The organism is Streptomyces sp. NPDC104381, assembly GCF_055583745.1.
The window spans coordinates 168,484-186,055 of the sequence record NZ_JBVJNK010000006.1 but is presented as its reverse complement, the minus strand read 5'-3'; the positions used below and the strand labels follow the sequence as shown (position 1 = coordinate 186,055).

15 protein-coding genes and 1 riboswitch are annotated in these 17,572 nt (G+C 71.2%); of the genes, 6 read left to right on the top strand and 9 right to left on the bottom strand.

What is annotated here, in order from left to right:
* Window position 1: 1 nt before the first annotated feature.
* On the bottom strand, window positions 2-952 hold the full coding sequence (locus tag ACZ607_RS21915) for an NAD(P)-dependent alcohol dehydrogenase (protein WP_469736987.1): 951 nt from the start codon (window positions 950-952) through the stop codon (window positions 2-4).
* 59 nt (window positions 953-1,011) lie between these two features.
* On the opposite strand from ACZ607_RS21915, the gene ACZ607_RS21910 reads away from it, so the two are divergent.
* The 4 genes from ACZ607_RS21910 to ACZ607_RS21895 all read left to right on the top strand — a co-directional run bounded on the left by ACZ607_RS21910 (window position 1,012) and on the right by ACZ607_RS21895 (window position 5,007).
* Window positions 1,012-1,638, top strand: coding sequence for a TetR/AcrR family transcriptional regulator (locus ACZ607_RS21910; RefSeq protein WP_469736985.1), 627 nt, complete (start codon window positions 1,012-1,014; stop codon window positions 1,636-1,638).
* An 86-nt stretch (window positions 1,639-1,724) separates the two neighbouring features.
* Window positions 1,725-2,930 carry an NAD(P)/FAD-dependent oxidoreductase gene (locus tag ACZ607_RS21905; RefSeq protein WP_469736983.1) on the top strand — a complete coding sequence of 402 codons (1,206 nt, stop codon included), beginning with the start codon at window positions 1,725-1,727 and terminating at the stop codon, window positions 2,928-2,930.
* Window positions 2,927-3,847 (top strand): RNA polymerase sigma-70 factor, encoded by a 921-nt coding sequence (locus ACZ607_RS21900; RefSeq protein ID WP_469736981.1) that lies wholly within the window; start codon window positions 2,927-2,929, stop codon window positions 3,845-3,847. Before ACZ607_RS21905 ends, ACZ607_RS21900 begins: the two co-directional genes overlap by 4 nt.
* Window positions 3,848-4,116: 269 nt before the next feature.
* The gene (locus ACZ607_RS21895) at window positions 4,117-5,007 is read left to right on the top strand and encodes a hypothetical protein (RefSeq protein WP_469736979.1); all 891 of its coding nucleotides are present in this window, start codon (window positions 4,117-4,119) and stop codon (window positions 5,005-5,007) included.
* Window positions 5,008-5,081: 74 nt separating this feature from the next.
* On the opposite strand, the gene ACZ607_RS21890 is transcribed toward ACZ607_RS21895, so the two are convergent.
* The 5 genes from ACZ607_RS21890 to thrC all read right to left on the bottom strand — a co-directional run bounded on the left by ACZ607_RS21890 (window position 5,082) and on the right by thrC (window position 12,216).
* Window positions 5,082-7,742: a glycoside hydrolase family 9 protein gene (locus ACZ607_RS21890; RefSeq protein WP_469736977.1), complete on the bottom strand. Its 2,661-nt coding sequence runs from the start codon at window positions 7,740-7,742 to the stop codon at window positions 5,082-5,084.
* Between the two features lie 275 nt (window positions 7,743-8,017).
* The gene (gene groL / locus ACZ607_RS21885; RefSeq protein ID WP_469736975.1) at window positions 8,018-9,640 is read right to left on the bottom strand and encodes a chaperonin GroEL; all 1,623 of its coding nucleotides are present in this window, start codon (window positions 9,638-9,640) and stop codon (window positions 8,018-8,020) included.
* A 345-nt stretch (window positions 9,641-9,985) separates the two neighbouring features.
* Window positions 9,986-10,192: a cold-shock protein gene (locus ACZ607_RS21880; RefSeq protein WP_003967346.1), complete on the bottom strand. Its 207-nt coding sequence runs from the start codon at window positions 10,190-10,192 to the stop codon at window positions 9,986-9,988.
* A gap of 421 nt (window positions 10,193-10,613) precedes the next feature.
* Window positions 10,614-10,889: a MoaD/ThiS family protein gene (locus ACZ607_RS21875; RefSeq protein ID WP_099174090.1), complete on the bottom strand. Its 276-nt coding sequence runs from the start codon at window positions 10,887-10,889 to the stop codon at window positions 10,614-10,616.
* A gap of 28 nt (window positions 10,890-10,917) precedes the next feature.
* On the bottom strand, window positions 10,918-12,216 hold the full coding sequence (thrC, locus tag ACZ607_RS21870; protein WP_469736973.1) for a threonine synthase: 1,299 nt from the start codon (window positions 12,214-12,216) through the stop codon (window positions 10,918-10,920).
* Between the two features lie 18 nt (window positions 12,217-12,234).
* A riboswitch (SAM riboswitch) is annotated at window positions 12,235-12,362 on the bottom strand.
* A gap of 153 nt (window positions 12,363-12,515) precedes the next feature.
* On the opposite strand from thrC, the gene ACZ607_RS21865 reads away from it, so the two are divergent.
* Both ACZ607_RS21865 and ACZ607_RS21860 read left to right on the top strand, forming a co-directional pair.
* The gene (locus tag ACZ607_RS21865; RefSeq protein WP_469736971.1) at window positions 12,516-13,466 is read left to right on the top strand and encodes a glucosyl-3-phosphoglycerate synthase; all 951 of its coding nucleotides are present in this window, start codon (window positions 12,516-12,518) and stop codon (window positions 13,464-13,466) included.
* A 106-nt stretch (window positions 13,467-13,572) separates the two neighbouring features.
* Window positions 13,573-14,949, top strand: coding sequence for an alpha,alpha-trehalose-phosphate synthase (UDP-forming) (locus ACZ607_RS21860; RefSeq protein ID WP_469736969.1), 1,377 nt, complete (start codon window positions 13,573-13,575; stop codon window positions 14,947-14,949).
* Here ACZ607_RS21860 and otsB read toward each other — a convergent pair.
* The 3 genes from otsB to ACZ607_RS21845 form a co-directional block, all read right to left on the bottom strand.
* On the bottom strand, window positions 14,946-15,794 hold the full coding sequence (gene otsB, locus ACZ607_RS21855) for a trehalose-phosphatase (RefSeq protein WP_469736967.1): 849 nt from the start codon (window positions 15,792-15,794) through the stop codon (window positions 14,946-14,948). The two genes, ACZ607_RS21860 and otsB, sit on opposite strands and share 4 nt — an antisense overlap.
* Before the next feature lie 129 nt (window positions 15,795-15,923).
* Window positions 15,924-16,247, bottom strand: coding sequence for a DUF3263 domain-containing protein (locus ACZ607_RS21850; protein ID WP_469736965.1), 324 nt, complete (start codon window positions 16,245-16,247; stop codon window positions 15,924-15,926).
* A 14-nt stretch (window positions 16,248-16,261) separates the two neighbouring features.
* Window positions 16,262-17,536 (bottom strand): ABC transporter substrate-binding protein, encoded by a 1,275-nt coding sequence (locus ACZ607_RS21845; RefSeq protein ID WP_469736963.1) that lies wholly within the window; start codon window positions 17,534-17,536, stop codon window positions 16,262-16,264.
* Window positions 17,537-17,572 lie beyond the last annotated feature (36 nt).

The following is a 17,572-nucleotide window of genomic DNA, read 5'->3' as shown; positions in this document are numbered from 1 at the left end:
CTCAGACGACCTGGATGACGTGCTTGCCCCGTACGCCGCCCGCCTCCAGGGCCCGGTGGGCGGAGGCGATCTCCGAGAGCGGGTGGACGGTGTCCACCACGGGGCGGAGGGCGCCGCTCTCCACGTACCCGGCGAGTTCGGCGAGCAGGTCGTGCTGCGGGTTGCCGCTGAAGAACCGCACGCGCCCCCGGCCATGGACCGTCGAGGCGAGCACGTAACCGAGGCTCGCGGCGATGTGGTCCAGGTCGAAGGCGATCGAGACCATACGGCCGCCGGGCGCCAGGAGCCGCCGGAAGGCCCGGAGTTCGGTGCCGACGGTGTCCAGGATGACGTCGAAGCGGCCCAGGTCGGACGGCCCGGTGGTCGTGTAGCTGTGGGCCTCGTCGGCGCCCAGCTCCCGGACGAGGTCGAGGTTCTTCGTGCCCGCGAGGGCCGTGACGTGCGCCCCGAGCGCCTTGCCGAGCTGTACGGCGATGCTGCCGACGCCCCCGCTGCCCCCGCGCACGAGCAGCCGGTGCCCCGCTTCGAGCCGCGCCTTGCGGAAGGCGGTGAGGGCGGTGGTGCCCACGGGGAGGGCGGCGGCCTCGACCAGGCCGAGGTTCTCGGGGGCGTACGAGAGGTTCCGGGGCCGGACCGCCACGTATTCGGCGGCGCTGCCGAAGGTGCGGGGCAGGACGCCCCACACCCGGGCGCCGGGCCGCAGACCGGTGATCGCGGGGTCCACCTCGGCGACCTCTCCGGCGAAGTCGATCCCGGTGCGCTGCGGGAAGGTGCGGCCGGTCACCAGGCGGACGCGTCCGGCGCGTCCGTACAGCTCCCCGCCGTTGACGCTCGCCGCGTGGACGCGGACCAGCACCTGGCCCTGTTGGAGTGCCGGTACCGGGACCCTGCCGACGTACAGCACGTCGGGAGGGCCGTAGCTGTCGTAGAGCGCCGCGCGCATGTCGTTCATGTGCTCCACGGTAGGCCGGTAAACGGATGACCCCCTCCATTTGGACTAAAGTGAGAAACATGCCTGCTCAGACCTCTCACAAGCCGCCCCGGGACGGCCTGCGCGCCGATGCGAGGGAGAACCGCGGCCGGATCCTGAAGGCGGCGCGGGAGGCGTTCGCGGCGCAGGGCATCGACGTCCCGGTGGCGGCGATCGCCCGGCGGGCCGGGGTCGGCGTGGCCACGCTGTACCGGCGGTTCCCGACGCGCGACGCCCTCGTGACGGAGGCGTTCACCGAGGAGCTCGGCCACTGTGTGTCCGTGCTGGACGAGGGGCTGGCGGACCCGGATCCCTGGCGCGGGTTCTGCACCGTGATCGAGCGGGTCTGCCTGATGCAGGCGGTGGACCGGGGCTTCACCCAGGCGTTCCTGACGGAGTTCCCCGACCAGGCGGACTTCGCGCGCGAGCGCTCCCGCGCCGAGGAGGGCCTGGCGCTGCTGGTCCGGCGGGCCAAGGACGCGGGCGGGCTGCGCCAGGACTTCGAGCCGGGCGACATCACCTTGCTGCTGCTCGCCAACTGCGGGGTCACGACCGGCGCGGGCGAGGAGGCCGCCACCGCGTCCCGGCGTCTCGCCGCCTATCTGCTGCACGCCTTCCGGGCCGACGGGGCGGCTCCCCTGCCGCCACCCGCACCTCTCACAATGTGACCCAGGTCACATTATCTGCGTGTCACAGCCGGACCCCCTGCTTGCGTCCCGAGATCGTCAGCAAGCAGCGGAAGAAGGCGGACACCATGAACACACCGCACGCGACGGACCGGCCGGCCCCCCACCACGTCCTGATCCTGGGCGCGGGATACGCGGGCATGGCCGCGGCCGTCCAGCTCGCGGCCAGGACCAGGCGGCAGGAGGACGTGCGCGTCACCCTGGTCAACGCGCAGGACCGTTTCACCGAGCGGCTGCGGCTGCACATGGCGGCGACCGGGCAACAGCTCGGCGAGCTGAGCATCCCGGAGCTGCTCGACGGCACGGGCGCGGAGTTCGTACGCGGCTGGGTGACGGCCGTGGACGCGGACGCCCGGACCGTACGGATCGACGACGACCGGGACCTGCACTACGACACGCTGGTGTACGGGCTGGGCAGCGTGGCCGACACCTCTGCGGTGCCGGGCGTCGAGGAGTACGCGTACACCCTGAACGGCCCGCAGGAGGCCGAGGCGGTGGCCCACCGGCTGGCGGGGCTCGGCAGCGGCACGGTGGTCGTCGGCGGCAGCGGGCTGACCGGCGTCGAGTCGGCCGCCGAGATCGCCGAGCGGCACCCGGAGCTGGACGTCGTGCTGCTGGGCCGCGACGAACCCGGTGCGCTGATGAACCCGAAGGCCGGGGCGTACGTACGGTCCGCGCTGGACCGCCTGGGCGTCCGGGTCCGCAGCGGGTGCGACGTGGTGAAGGTGCTGCCGGACTCGGTCGAGCTGGCCGGCGGGGAGAGCATCGCGGCCGGCCTCGTCCTGTGGACCAGCGGCACCCGGGTCTCCCCGCTGGCCGCCGCGGCGGGCCTGGAGGTCGACGAGCGCGGGCGGGTCGTCACCGACACCACCCTGCGGTCCACCTCGCACCCCGAGGTGTACGCGGTGGGCGACGCGGCGGCGGTCCGCCAGGGGTACGGCGTCATGCACGGCACCTGCCAGGGCGGGATGCCGACCGGGGTGCACGCGGCCGTGTCGGTCCTCCGCACACTGCGGGGCAAGCGGCCCAAGCCCTTCCGCTTCGGCTACTACCACACACCGGTGAGCCTCGGCCGGCAGGACGCCGTCGTGCAGTTCACCCGACCCGACGACAGCCCGCGGCGGATGTACCTGACGGGCCGGAAGGCCGCCCGGTATAAGGAGACGGTGACCGCCTCCCCCTGGCCGACCTACGGCCGCATGAAGAAGATGCCCGCGTCGGGCGCGTTCTGGCCGCGCGGTGGCCGATTCACCCGGATCGGGGCGGCCCGGTGACCGGGGTGGCGGCCGACCCCGGCCAGGAGGCGTTCGACCGGTACCGCAATCTGCTGTTCTCGGTGGCCTACCGGATCCTCGGCACGGCGGCCGACGCCGAGGACACGGTGCAGGACGCCTGGATCAAGTGGTCGGCCGCGGACCGCACCCAGGTCGCCGACCCCAAGGCGTATCTGGCGCGGATCGTGTCGAACCTGGCGATGGACCGGCTGCGCTCCACCCGGCACAAGCGCGAGGTCTATGTGGGGCCATGGCTGCCGGAACCCATCCTGACCAGCGCGGACACCGCCGACACCGTCATGGACGCCGAGTCGGTCTCGATGGCCATGCTGGTGGTGCTGGAGACGCTGAGCCCGCTGGAGCGCGCGGTGTTCGTGCTGAAGGAGGTCTTCGACTTCAGCCATGCGGAGATCGCGGAGGCGGTGGAGCGGTCCGAAGCCGCCGTACGGCAGGCCGCGCACCGGGCCCGTGAACACGTACGGGCCCGGCGGCCCCGCTTCGCGGCGGACCGGACCCAGCAGCGCGACGCCACCGAACGGTTCTTCACGGCGGCGACCGGCGGGGACATGAACTCCCTGCTGGAGCTGCTCTCCCCGGACGTCACGCTGTGGACGGACGGCGGCGGCAAGGTCCGTCAGGCCCTGCGCCCGGTCGTGGGCGCGTCCACGGTGGCCGCCTGGTTCGCGGCCATCGGGACCGTCACCTACCAGGGGGTCGAGCCGGCCGACATGAAGGCGGAACTCGTCGAGATCAACGGCGGACCCGGCCTGGTCTTCAGCGGGGCGGGCCGCGTGATCGCCACGGTCACCTTCGACTTCGACGAGTCCGGGCGCATCTCGACGATCCACAACGTCGCCAACCCGGACAAGCTGGGGGCCGTCGGCACGGGGGCGCCGTACTCCCTGGGGACGCGGTGAGCCGGACGCGGTGAGCCGGTCACGGTGACGGATCACGAGCCCTTCGCGGACCCGAAGCTCAAGTCCTGGAGTCCGAGCGCTCTTTCAGAGGAAAGGGAGGCGGGATTGTTCCCACCCACCCACCCTGCCTGCACAGTTGACCGAATGTGACCGACTTGCCACGGACGGTGGCTACGCTCTAGCGTGCCAAATCCCTAGAACAAGACGACCCCCGCCGGTGAGCCAACACCTGACAGGGGTCTGACCAACGAGATCGGACAAACGATCTGATGGCTGTCGACCAGTTTAGTGCTGCCCCCCGCGCCCCCTACGTGCCCCCGCACCCGATGGCGAACCCCGGTTACGGCAAGCGGTCCGCCCCGGACCAGCGCCCGCGCGGTGAGCGCGACTTCGCGCATCTCCCGCCCCGTGAGGCCGCCGTCGCCGCCTACATCGACCGGCTGCCGGACGGCTCCGACGTCTCCGTGAAGACACTGGCCAGGTGGCTCCCGTACGGCCAGTGCGCCCTGCGGACCGCGCTCAACAGGCTCCAGGCGGCCGGGCACCTGCGCCGGGGCCGCGAGTGCGTCACCACCGACGACGTCATGCTCTGGGTGACCCGGACCTTCTTCTCCCGGACCGCGCGCGACGACGCCTGGTGGGCGGCGTTCACACGGGGCGACGTACCGCAGGAGGAGCCGCAACGGCCCACCCGCAGCCGGGCCTTCGTCCTGCTGGCCGCCCTGGGGCGTACGGCGCCCGCGCTGACCCTGTCGGCCGCCGAGTGCGCGAGCCTGGAGCCGCAGGTCGGCGAGTGGTTCGCGCGGGGCGCCACCGAGGCCGAGTTGCTGCACGCCCTGACCGACGGGCTCCCCGTGCCGGTCCATCACGCGGCCTCGCTGCTCCGCAGGCGGCTCACCGACAAGCTGCCCCCGCCCCGGCCCGCTCCGGAGCGGCGGGCGGTGCTGCTCAGCCTGGAATGCGGCGAGTGCCGCGCCCCCGGCAGCCCCGAGGCCCTGGCGGGCGGACTCTGCGGGCCGTGCCGGGGCGAGGCGGTGAACGCCCCCACGGGCCCGCCCGGCGCCGTACCCACCGGCGGGGTACAGGAGCGGATGGCCTCGGTCCGCGCGGCCCTGGTCCCACGCTCCGACCGAACGTCCTGGTCACGCGGCCGCCGCTGAGCGCTGGAACCACGGGGCACGGGCCGGGTGCCGAGGTGCGGCAGCCCGGCCCGTACCCCCTCAGGAGCGCGTGATCAGCCCGCGTCGCAGGCCCGGCCGTTCAGCTTGAACGCCCCCGGATCCGGGGCCGGGCCCGAGGCCGAGGTGTTGAAGCCGAAGTCGACCGCCGCACCCGGCGCGAGGGCCTTGTTCCACGACAGCGGTGTGGCGCTGACCGTGCGGCCGGACTGGGCGAACTCCGCACTCCAGGTGTGGCTCAGCCGCTGCTCACCGGAGAACAGCCAGGTCAGCGACCACGGGGAGACCGGCTCCGAGCCGGTGTTCCGGACGCGGACCGTCACCGTCGAGCCGCTGTTCCACGGGTGCGAGGAGTACGTGACCTCGCACGCGCGGGCCGGGGCCGCCTGCCCGCCGGCGCCCGCGTCGTCCAGGTAGGAGGCGATGAAGGCCAGCGGGGCGTTCCAGTTGACGGTGATCTCGTTGGTCGACCAGGAGCCGATGTCGTCGATGTAGCACATGGCCGGGGCGCAGCCGCTGAGCTTCTCCGCCGCCACCGGGTCGCCGGAGGCGATCGCGGTCAGGTTGGGCCCGCCCGCGAGGGAACCGGGTGCCGGGTTCGGCAGCGAGGCGTCGTACTGGTGCGCCCAGAAGCGGTGGTGCTGGTTGTGCGAGTTCCGCTCGCCGTAGCCGGTGACGTACGACTGGTTGAGCGGGTTGCGGCCGAGGAGGTAGTCGGCGCCGCTCAGCACCGCGTCCTGGTAGGCGGCCCTGCCGGTCAGGTCGTGGGCCGTGGCCAGCACGATCATGTTGTTGAGGACCTGGCTGTTGGACCCCCAGACGTAGTCCTGGTCCTTGGGCGCGTACGGCAGCCCGTACGCCTGGCTGCGGGACTGCTCGGCGTAACGGTCGGCGGCCGTGGTGACGACCCCGCGGACCTCACCGAGCTGGTCCGCCGTCAGGCCGTTCGGCACGGTGGCCAGCGTGAGCACGCCGAGTCCGCCGGTGGAGCCCCAGGAGATGCCGCCGCCCGCCGGGAAGACCGCGTCCGCGTCACCGTGCAGGTCGGAGGAGAGCACCGCCTGGCGGTAGGTGTCCTTGCCCGTCGTGGTGAACAGCTCGGCCGCCGCCCAGTAGAACTCGTCCGAGACGTCGTTGTCGCTGTACGCGCCGCCGCCGGTGCCGTCGGCCGGGTCGGCGAGGACGTCCGGGTGCTGCTTCGCCGCGGCCCACGCGGTCTCGGCGGCCGTCAGGCAGCGGTCCGCGAAGTCCTGGTCGAAGGGGGCGTAGAGCCGGGCGCACTGGGCGGCGGTGGCCGCGAGATTCAGCGTGGCCGCCGTCGACGGCGGGTGCAGCTCACGCTGCTGGGGGTCGAGGTGCGGCTTCATCGGAAGCCCGGTCCACGCGGCGTCGTGCATCTTGTGGTGCACCATCCCCGCCAGCGGTTCACCGGCCGGGACCTGCATCTTGATCAGGAAGTCCATCTCCCAGCGCGCCTCGTCCAGGATGTCCGGCACCCCGTTGTCCCGCTCGGGCACCCGCAGTTCACCGTCACCGAGCTCCGCCGACTCGGCGTCCGGCGCGGTCAGGGTGCGCTCGTACGTGGACATCAGCTGGGCCACCGAGATGCCGCCGTTGACCACGTACTTCCCGTGGTCGCCCGCGTCGTACCAGCCGCCCGACACATCCAGCCGGTAGTCGCAGACACCCGGCTGGCACGGGACGTCCGTGTCGCCCTTGTTGGGCGCGACACCGATGTGACCGGCCGGGCGCGCGTACTCCTCGCCGACGAGGTCCGCGTCGATCTCGATGCCGCTGCGGTTGTGGTAGAAGTACGCCAGCGCGTCGGAGCGGAGCCCGTCGTACAGGTCGTCGCCGATCGCGAACGGCTCGCTCACCTCGCCGTCGACCTCCACGGTGTATCCGTCGCCCACCGTGGTGAGCTCACCGAAGTCGAAGGTGTGGACCCGCTGGAGCGAACTGGGGTCCTCGCCCTGCGGGACGGTCCTGCCGGTCGCGGCCGTCGTGCCGTCCCCGGCCTTCACCGTCCAGGTCAGCGGCTCATCGGCATCGGTGACCACGGTGCCGCCCTTGGGGCCGTGGGGCAGATACCCGACCTGGTTGACGCGTACGGGCGACCCGGTGTCCGGTACGTACACGGGCGGCTCGGCACCGCCGCGCAGCGACACGTCGTCCAGACAGAAGGCCGTCGCCTTCTCACCGCCGCCGATCTGCAACTGCACCGACGCGGCCGGCAGATCCACCGAGGCGGTGAAGGTGCGGGTCACCTGTGTGGCCTCCGCGCCCACGGGGTCCGCGGAGGAGAGCACCGTCGTGTACGGCTCCGCCGCCTCCTGGACCCGGGTCTGGACGGTCAGCGGCACGGTCGAACTGGCCGCGTACGACAGCTCGTAGGTCTCGCCCGCCACGATCGGGACGTCGTTCTGGCCGACGATGACGTCCCAGGCGTTGGACGTGCCGGCGGGCACCTCCGTGCACAGCCGGCCGTCCGACACGGCCGCCGTGGCGTTCGGCGTCCACCACCACGAGGCGGTACCGGCCGCGAAATCGCCATTGGTGATCTGCTCGGGCCCGGGTTCGGCACCGTCGGCCAGAGCCGTGCCGGGCGACGCCAGGGCCGCCGCGAACAGTAACGCGACGGCTGACGTCCCGAACGCGCGCCGCCCGTGACGGGGACGGCGGCGCGTGGGCCGTGCGGAGAGTGGTGAGGCATGCACCGGGAGGGCCTTTCGTCGACAGCGGCGGAGGACGGGCACCCCCACATGGGAGCGCTCCCATGCAGTGTGCGGGTGGAACGCGCGAACCGCCAGGGGCATGACAGAACTTCAGCTTCAGGGGCGCGGGAGGCCGGGGTTGCCGGGAGGATCGCCTTGCGTCCGGGTCCTGACGCGCACGCACGACGACGCCGGCCCCCGGGAACGGATCCCGGGGGCCGGCGTCGCACGGATACTGCGGGTACTGCGGGTACTGCCTGGAGCTTCCGATCCGAGGATCAGAAGTCCATGTCACCGCCCGGCATGCCGCCCGGAGCGGCCGCGGCGGCCTTCTCCGGCTTGTCGGCGATGACGGCCTCGGTGGTGAGGAAGAGCGCGGCGATGGACGCGGCGTTCTGCAGGGCGGAGCGCGTGACCTTCGCCGGGTCGATGATGCCCTCGGCGATCATGTCGACGTACTCGCCGGACGCGGCGTTGAGGCCGTGACCGATCGGCAGGTTGCGCACCTTCTCGACGATGACGCCACCCTCGAGACCACCGTTGACGGCGATCTGCTTGAGCGGGGCCTCCAGCGCGAGCTTCACGGCGTTGGCGCCCGTGGCCTCGTCACCGGTCAGGTCGAGCTTCTCGAAGACGGCCGAGGCCTGGAGCAGAGCCACGCCACCACCGGCGACGATGCCCTCCTCGACGGCGGCCTTGGCGTTGCGCACCGCGTCCTCGATGCGGTGCTTGCGCTCCTTGAGCTCCACCTCGGTGGCGGCGCCGGCCTTGATGACGGCCACGCCGCCGGCCAGCTTCGCGAGGCGCTCCTGGAGCTTCTCGCGGTCGTAGTCCGAGTCGGAGTTCTCGATCTCGGCGCGGATCTGCTTGACGCGGCCCTGAACCTGGTCGCTGTCGCCGCCACCGTCGACGATGGTCGTCTCGTCCTTGGTGATGACGACCTTGCGGGCGGTGCCGAGCAGGTCGAGACCGGCGTTCTCCAGCTTGAGGCCGACCTCCTCGGAGATGACGGTGCCACCGGTGAGGATGGCGATGTCGCCGAGCATGGCCTTGCGGCGGTCACCGAAGCCCGGGGCCTTGACGGCGACGGACTTGAAGGTGCCACGGATCTTGTTGACGACCAGCGTCGACAGCGCCTCGCCCTCGACGTCCTCCGCGATGATCAGCAGGGGCTTGCCCGACTGCATGACCTTCTCCAGCAGCGGAAGGAGGTCCTTCACGTTGCTGATCTTGGAGTTGACGATCAGGATGTACGGGTCGTCGAACGACGCCTCCATACGCTCCATGTCGGTGGCGAAGTACGCCGAGATGTAGCCCTTGTCGAAGCGCATACCCTCGGTGAGCTCCAGCTCCAGACCGAAGGTCTGGGACTCCTCGACGGTGATGACGCCTTCCTTGCCGACCTTGTCCATCGCCTCGGCGATCTTGGCGCCGATCTCGGTGTCGGCAGCGGAGATGGAGGCCGTCGAAGCGATCTGCTCCTTGGTCTCCACGTCCTTGGCCTGCTCCAGCAGAGCGGCGGAGACGGCCTCGACGGCCTTCTCGATGCCACGCTTCAGAGCCATCGGGTTGGCGCCCGCGGCGACGTTGCGCAGGCCCTCGCGGACGAGCGCCTGGGCGAGAACGGTGGCGGTGGTCGTACCGTCGCCGGCGACGTCGTCCGTCTTCTTGGCGACCTCCTTGACCAGCTCCGCACCGATCTTCTCGTACGGGTCCTCGAGCTCGATCTCCTTGGCGATGGAAACACCATCGTTGGTGATCGTGGGCGCGCCCCACTTCTTCTCGAGGACGACGTTACGGCCCTTGGGGCCGAGGGTGACCTTGACGGCGTCGGCGAGCTGGTTCATCCCGCGCTCGAGACCGCGCCGTGCCTCCTCGTCGAACGCGATGATCTTGGCCATGTGAAGTGGTCCTCCCGGACGAATGGGGTCTCCCCTGCTCGAACGCAGTTGAGAGCTTGGGGAAGGATTTCTCCGGACCGAGAGGCGCCCGCGACGGACGGCCAGCGTGCGCGGTGGCTCCTTGCTCCACCGTGCCTGCGGGCCTCACCGGCCCGGTCCACGTTCTGTCACTCTCACCTGGAGAGTGCTAACGCCAATGATTAGCACTCGACCCCTGCGAGTGCAAGCGTCGCCCTCGGGATGTGGACAACCTCGGGGGTACGCGGACGCGCGTGAGGCCCGTACCCCGGTCCGGGGTGCGGGCCTCACGTGCGTGAGTGGTGTCGTCGGACGACCGCGCCGAGCTCAGCCGACGGCGAGCTTGACCATGTCGGCCTGGGGCCCCTTCTGGCCCTGCGAGATCTCGAATTCAACTCGCTGACCCTCTTCGAGGGTGCGGTACCCGTCCATCTGGATCGCGCTGTAGTGGACGAAAACATCCGCACCACCGTCGACCGCGATGAAGCCGTACCCCTTCTCCGCGTTGAACCACTTGACGGTGCCCTGAGCCATGCCTAACTCCCCTATTACTGGCCCTTGCACGAGCACCGCACTTCGCGGGCCCGGGTCAGAACTCACCCTCCGACAGGAGAGGGTGGCGTGCGCCGGAACGCGTCGACCGCGGCTGAATGTATCTGCCCAACTGCCCTCTGCAACAGGTCAATCGGACGAGAATTCTGGGCACAGGTGATCGCACGCATGGGGAGAATTCAATGGATTCCAGGGCAAGTCGGGCCTGACAAAGGCCACTTATGCCTCAAGAGGCTCACGTACTTTGGCTGCTTCTTGTCGCGGCCGGGCGCATTCTCATATGCGGGGGGCACGGGCAGCTGCGGGGACTTCCCCAACTGTACCGTGCTCAACCATGCAGAATGGCCCCCTCCGCTTCTCTCGCGGAGGGGGCCACGGTGCTCACGCTGCGCAATGCGCGGGATCAGCCTCCGGCGACCGCCGGGATGATCGAGACGCCGGCGCCGTCCGGGGTGACCGCGTCCAGACCGCCCTCGAAGCGCACGTCGTCGTCGTTGACGTACACGTTGACGAAGCGGCGCAGCTTGCCCTGGTCGTCCAGGACGCGGGCGCCGATGCCCGGGTGGTTCTGCTCCAGGGAGGCGATGACCTCGGAGAGGGTCGCGCCCTCCGCCGGGACCTCGGCCTGGCCGCCCGTGTAGGTGCGGAGGATGGTGGGGATACGGACCTTGACGCTCATGTGGGTGCCTTCCTTCGGTCTCGGGTGGTCAGTTGGCGGCGGCGAGGCCCGCGTCGCGGAACGCGTCCAGGCTGGGCCGGATCGTCGCCGACAGGCCGGTCGTGGGGGCGACCGCGTCGAGCGTCTTCAGTCCGTCGCCGGTGTTCAGGACGACGGTGGTGAGGGACGGGTCCAGCAGACCGGAGTCGATCAGCTTCTTCGTCACGCCGACCGTCACCCCGCCCGCGGTCTCCGCGAAGATGCCCTCGGTGCGGGCCAGCAGCTTGATCGCGTCGACGACCTGCTCGTCGTTCACGTCCTCCACGGCGCCGCCGGTGCGCCGGGCGATGTCCAGGACGTACGGGCCGTCGGCCGGGTTGCCGATCGCCAGGGACTTCGCGATGGTGTTCGGCTTCTGCGGGCGCACCACGTCGTGGCCGGCCTTGAAGGCCGTGGAGACCGGGGAGCAGCCCTCGGCCTGGGCACCGAAGATCTTGTACGGCTTGTCCTCGACGAGGCCGAGCTTGATCAGCTCCTGGAGGCCCTTGTCGATCTTCGTCAGCTGCGAGCCGGACGCGATCGGGATGACGATCTGGTCGGGCAGCTGCCAGCCGAGCTGCTCGCAGATCTCGTACGCCAGGGTCTTGGAGCCCTCGCCGTAGTACGGCCGGAGGTTGACGTTGACGAAGCCCCAGCCCTCGCCGAGCGGGTCGCCGATGAGCTCCGAGCAGAAGCGGTTGACGTCGTCGTAATTGCCCTCGATGCCGACCAGCTCGCCGCCGTACACCGCGGCCATGACGACCTTGCCCTGCTCCAGGTCGTGCGGGATGAACACGCAGGACCGGAAGCCGGCGCGGGCTGCGGCGGCGCCCACCGCACCGGCGAGGTTGCCGGTGGAGGAGCAGGAGAGGGTGGTGAATCCGAAGGCGCGGGCGGCCTCGACGGCGATCGCGACGACACGGTCCTTGAAGGAGTGCGTCGGGTTGCCGGAGTCGTCCTTGACGTACAGACCGCCGGTCACGCCCAGCTCGCGGGCCAGGTTGTCGGCCTTGACCAGCTTGGTGAAACCGGGGTTGATGTTGGGCTTGTCCGCGACATCGGAGGGGACGGGCAGCAGCGGCGCGTAACGCCAGATGTTGTCGGGGCCCTCGGCGATGCGCTTCTTCAGCTCTTCGGGGGAGCCGCTCGGCAGGTCGTACGCCACTTCGAGCGGCCCGAAACAGGACGCGCAGGCGAAAATGGGACCGAGCGCGAAACGCTCGCCGCATTCGCGGCAGGAAAGTGCCGCGGCGGGACCGAGGTCCACGGTGGAAGAATTGGTGTCGGCTGCAACTGTCTGCACGGCCATGATGGCGGAGGCCCTTTCTCCTCATCTTCCTTGCGACGTATTTCGCCACAAGACGGAATTGGCACCTTCCCCACCGTGACCTCGCGGTCGGCAGGAGGGTTGCCGGGACTTCAACGGGCCGTTCCCTCAGTCCCTCTGGATGAGCGCTATGGCGCCGGACCATGGATCCGGGCGTTTATCGGCGGACCGACCCCGACATGCGACGGTCATCCGCGTTGTTCAAGACTGTAACCGAAGCACCGGACGGTTGAGATAGTCGTCCGAACCGCGAGATGGATCACATACAGGGAGTATCGACCGTGCTGGAAGAGGTGGAACGCTGGCTGAGCAGGCGTTCCTGGTCTGCTGCCGACCGCCCGCTGGACCGGCTCACGGCCGCCCGCGCGCGCGATCCGCACCGCTCGCGCGTGAGCGTCGTCCTGCCTGCGCTGAACGAGGAGGAGACGGTCGGCGCGATCGTCGCGGAGATCCGGCGCGAGCTGATGGAGAAGGTCCGGCTCGTCGACGAACTGGTGGTGATCGACTCCGGTTCCACCGACGCCACCGCCGACGCGGCGCGGCGGGCCGGCGCCCGGGTCGTGCACCGGGACGCGATTCTCCCCCGGATCCCCGCCCTGCCCGGCAAGGGCGAGGTGCTGTGGCGCTCGCTGCTCGTCACCAGCGGTGACATCGTCTGCTTCGTCGACGCGGACCTCAAGGACTTCTCCGCGGACTTCGTCTCCGGGATCGTCGGCCCCCTGCTGACCGACCCCGCGGTGCAGTTCGTCAAGGCCATGTACGACCGCCCGCTGGGCGAGGCCGCAGGCCAGGGCGGCCGGGTGACGGAGCTGGTGGCCCGCCCGCTGCTCAATCTGCACTGGCCGATGCTGGCGGGCTTCGTCCAGCCGCTGGGCGGCGAGTACGCGGTGCGGCGCTCCCTCCTGGAGCGGCTCCCCTTCCCCGTCGGTTACGGAGTGGAGCTGGGCCTGCTCGTGGACGCGCTGCACACGGTCGGCCTGGACGCGCTGGCACAGGTCGACGTGGGCGTACGCCGGCACCGCCACCAGGACGGCCAGGCCCTCGGGCGGATGGCCGCCACGATCTACCGGACGGCGCAGCAGCGGCTCTCCCGGGGGCCCCTCGTGCGGCCCGAGATCACCCAGTTCGAGCGGGGGCCCGGCGGATTCGTCCCGCACACCCATGCGGTGGACACCGAGGAGAGGCCGCCGATGCGGGAGATCGCGGAGTACGCGTCACGGAGTGCGGCGTAACGGTTCTTCTGCGCCCGGCCCCACACCCGGCTCCGCGCCCGCCCCACGCCCGGCTCCACAGCCGCTTCACGTTTGGCGGCTTCCCGAACGGGCTAGGTTCGGGTACATGGTCTCCGAGCACGCCGCCCAGGTCCTCGTCGCGTCCAACCGCGGCCCCGTGTCGTACGCACTGCGGGAGGACGGCACGCTCGACTCGAAACGGGGCGGTGGCGGGCTGGTCTCCGGCCTCAGCGCCGTCGACGACAAGCTGTGGGTGTGCGCCGCGCTCAGCGACGGCGACCGCGAGGCGGTCCGGCGCGGGGTCTCCGAGACCGGCGTCCGGATGCTCGACATCGACGCCGGGGTGCACGCCGACGCGTACAACGGCATCGCGAACTCGGTGCTCTGGTTCGTCCACCACATGATCTACCAGACGCCGGTGGAGCCCGTCTTCGACGCGGAGTTCCGCCGGCAGTGGGCCTCCTACGAGGCGTACAACCGGGCCTTCGCGGAGGCGCTCGCCGAGGAGGCGGGCGAGGGCGCCTCGGTCCTGGTGCAGGACTACCACCTCTCGCTGGTCCCGGGCATGCTCCGCGAGCTCCGCCCCGACCTGCGGATCGGGCACTTCTCGCACACCCCCTGGGCACCCGTCGACTACTTCCGGCTGCTGCCCGACGACATCGGCGAGCAGCTCCTCGACGGCATCCTGGGCGCCGACCGCGCCGCGTTCCTGACCCGCCGCTGGGCGGACGCCTTCATCGGCTGCTGCACGGAGATCCTCGGCGGCACCGGCCGCACCCGGATCGGGGTGCACGGGCTGGGCGCCGACGCGGACTTCCTGCGCCGCCGCTCCCGCGAGGCGGACGTGGACGAGCGCATGGAGATCCTGCGGGACCAGGTGGGCGCGGACCGGCGCACGATCGTGCGGGTGGACCGCACGGAGCTCTCCAAGAACATCGTCCGCGGCATGCACGCCTACCGCGCGCTGCTGGAGGAGCGCCCCGAATGGCGCGAACGCGTGGTGCACATCGCCTTCGCCTACCCCTCGCGACAGGACCTCGCGGTCTACCGCGACTACACGGCGGAGGTCCAGCGGGTCGCCGACGCCATCAACGCGGAGTACGGCACGGAGGGCTGGACCCCGGTCCTGCTCCACGTCGACGACGACTTCGCCCGCTCCCTGGCCGCGTACCGGCTGGCGGACGTGGCCCTGGTCAACCCGATCCGCGACGGCATGAACCTGGTCGCCAAGGAGGTCCCGGTCGTCTCGGACCACGGCTGCGCGCTGGTGCTCTCCCGGGAGGCGGGGGCGTACGAGGAGCTGGGCGAGGACGCGATCGTGGTCAACCCGTACGACGTGTCGGCCACGGCGGCGGCGCTGCACGAGGCGCTCACGATGGACCCCGACGAGCGGGGCGCCCGCTCGAAGCGACTGGCCGCCGCGGCGACCGCGCTGCCGCCCCAGCAGTGGTTCCTCGACCAGCTGGACGCGCTGCGGAGCTAGTCCCGTGTGATCCGCCGGGCCAGGGAGTGGAGCAGCTCCGCCACCGCCACCGGGCCCGGCAGCACCAGGTCGGCGCGCTCGGCCAGTTCGGGGACCTCGGTGCCGCTGCACACGAGCAGGCCCTTGATCCCCCGGGCGCGGAGCTTCTCGACGGCGGCGTACGCGGCGAGGTCCCCGAGGTCGTCTCCGGCGTACAGCACGGCCTCGGCGCCGGTCTCCTTCACGTACTCCTCCAGCGCCACGCCCTTGTCCACGCCCGGCGGGCGCAGCTCCAGGACGAGGCGGCCCGGCTCGACGATCAGCCCGTGGCGGGCGGCGAGATCCCCGAGGGGCCCGCGCAGGGCCTCGAAGGCGCCCTGCGGGTCGGCGGCGCGGCGGGTGTGCACGGCGACCGCGCGGCCCTTCTCCTCGATCCAGGCCCCGTCACCGACGCCGGTCCCCGCCAGCACGGCGGGCAGCTCCGCCAGGGCACCCTCGACGCCGGGGTCCGGGGCGGGGGCGTGCACGGTGGCGGTGACGGCGTCCCAGCGCTCGGCGCCGTAGTGCCCGAGGACGACGAGGTGATCCAGCCCCGCCGCCCCGGCGAAGCCGCCGTACCGCACGGCCGTGTCGGCGGGCCGCCCGGTGATCACGGCGACCGCGGCGACCTGCGGGGCGAGCGCGGAGAGCGCCGGGAGGACGTCGGGGTGCGCCCGGGACTGCTCCGGGTCCGGGACGATGTCGGCGAGCGTGCCGTCGAAGTCCAACGCGACGACCGCCCGGCCGGGCCGCTCGACCAGCGCGGCGAGGCCGTCACGGCCGGCCCGGGTGGACGGGGTCGGAAGGGGATGCACCGAATTACCCATCCCCCGACCCTATCGGCGCGACCGCTCACCGTCCGGCGCTACAGGGCCGAATCAAGCCCCGCCGGCGATTGAGGCGCGGGGTCCGGGGCGGAGCCCCGGGACGGGCCCGGCCCGAGACCGGCTCCGCCCTCAGCGCCGCCCCCGCCGCGCCTCCCGAACCCTCCGCAGCCGGTTCACCGTCACCGGGTCCGCCTCCAGCGCCCGCCGGTCGTCCAGCAGCGCGTTGAGCAACTGGTAGTAGCGGACCGGCGAGATCCCCAGCTCCTCCCGGACCGCCCGCTCCTTCGCCCCGGGCCCCGCCCAGGAACGCCGCTCCAGGGCCAGCACCGCCCGCTCCTGCCCCGAGAGCGGGACAACGGAGGCCCCGGAGGCCCCGGAGGCACCAGAGCCCTGCGGCCCCCCAGCCTCGGCGGACTCGGAAGAACCGGAAGGATCGGAACGGTCGGCGGTCATATCAACCAACCTACCTACTCCGCGCTCTCCGCCTGCCGGGCCTGAGACGCGATCTCCACGAGCACACTCTCCGGACTGCCCCCCGGCTCGACCGCCGAACCGATCTTCTCCTTGATCGACTCACTGGCCTGCGCCCACGACGTCTTGCCGAACGGGTACAGCTGCGAGTTCGGCAGCGCCGAGAGGAACTCGTGCAGCGACTTGTGCTTGTTGTCCGCCTCCATCGCGGCGGACGCACTGCTGGTCACCGGCAGCAGGTCGTACTGGTCGGCGAAGGCCAGCACGTTCTCGTCCCTGTAGGCGAAGTCGAGGAACTTGCCTATCTCCGCCCGGTGGCCGTTCTGCTTGAAGCCCATCATCCAGTCGGCCACACCCATCGAGCCGTTGGTCGGCCCGTCGATCCCGGGCAGCGGGACCATGCCGACGTCGACGCCCTTCTTCTCGGCCTCCTGCATCAGCGTCGGGTGCCCGTTGAGCATGCCCACCTCGCCCTTGGTGAACGCCTCGAAGGCCTTCGCCCGGTCGAGCTTCCCCGGGGCGACGGGCCCGGTGAGCCCCTTGCCGACGAGGTCCTTCTTCAGCCACTGGAAGGTCGCGATGTTGGCCGGGGAGTCGATGTCGTAGTTGCCGACGTCGTCCGTGTAGCCGCCGCCCCCGCTGAGCAGCCACATCAGGGTCTCGGCCTGGGACTCCTCCGGGCCGAGCGGCAGGGCGAAGGGGTAGGTCACGCCACGCTGCTTGAGCGCGGTGGCGTCGCTCTGGATGTCGTCCCAGGTCTGCGGGGCGCCGAGGCCCGCCTTGGCGAACAGGCCCTTGTTGTAGAAGAGGAGCCGCGTGCTGGCCACGAACGGAAGGCCGTACAGACTGCCGTCGACCTCACCCGCGTCGGTCAGCGAGGGCAAGAAGTTGGACGTCGTACGGATGGCTGTCGTCTCGTCGGCGGTGTACAGCTTGTCCGCCTTGGCGTAGTCGGCGTACGCCCCGATCTGGGCGATGTCGGGGGCGTTCCCGGCCTTCACCATCTCGGCGACCTTGCGGTCGACGTCCTTCCAGGAGTAGACGCTGACCTCGACCTTGATGTCGGGGTTGGCCTTCTCGAACTTCCCGGCGACGTCGTCCCAGTACTTCTGGGAGCTGTTCTCCGCGCCCGTACCGTAGTCGGCCGCGACGAGCCGCAGCGTGACGTCGCCTCCGGCGTCCGAACCACACCCCGACAACGTCGCCGTCATACCGAGTGCGGCCACCACCGCGGTCAGACCCACATAGCGCCGCTGCACAGCCTTGCCCATCCCCTACATCATTCGACGCGGACGCCGCCGCTCGGC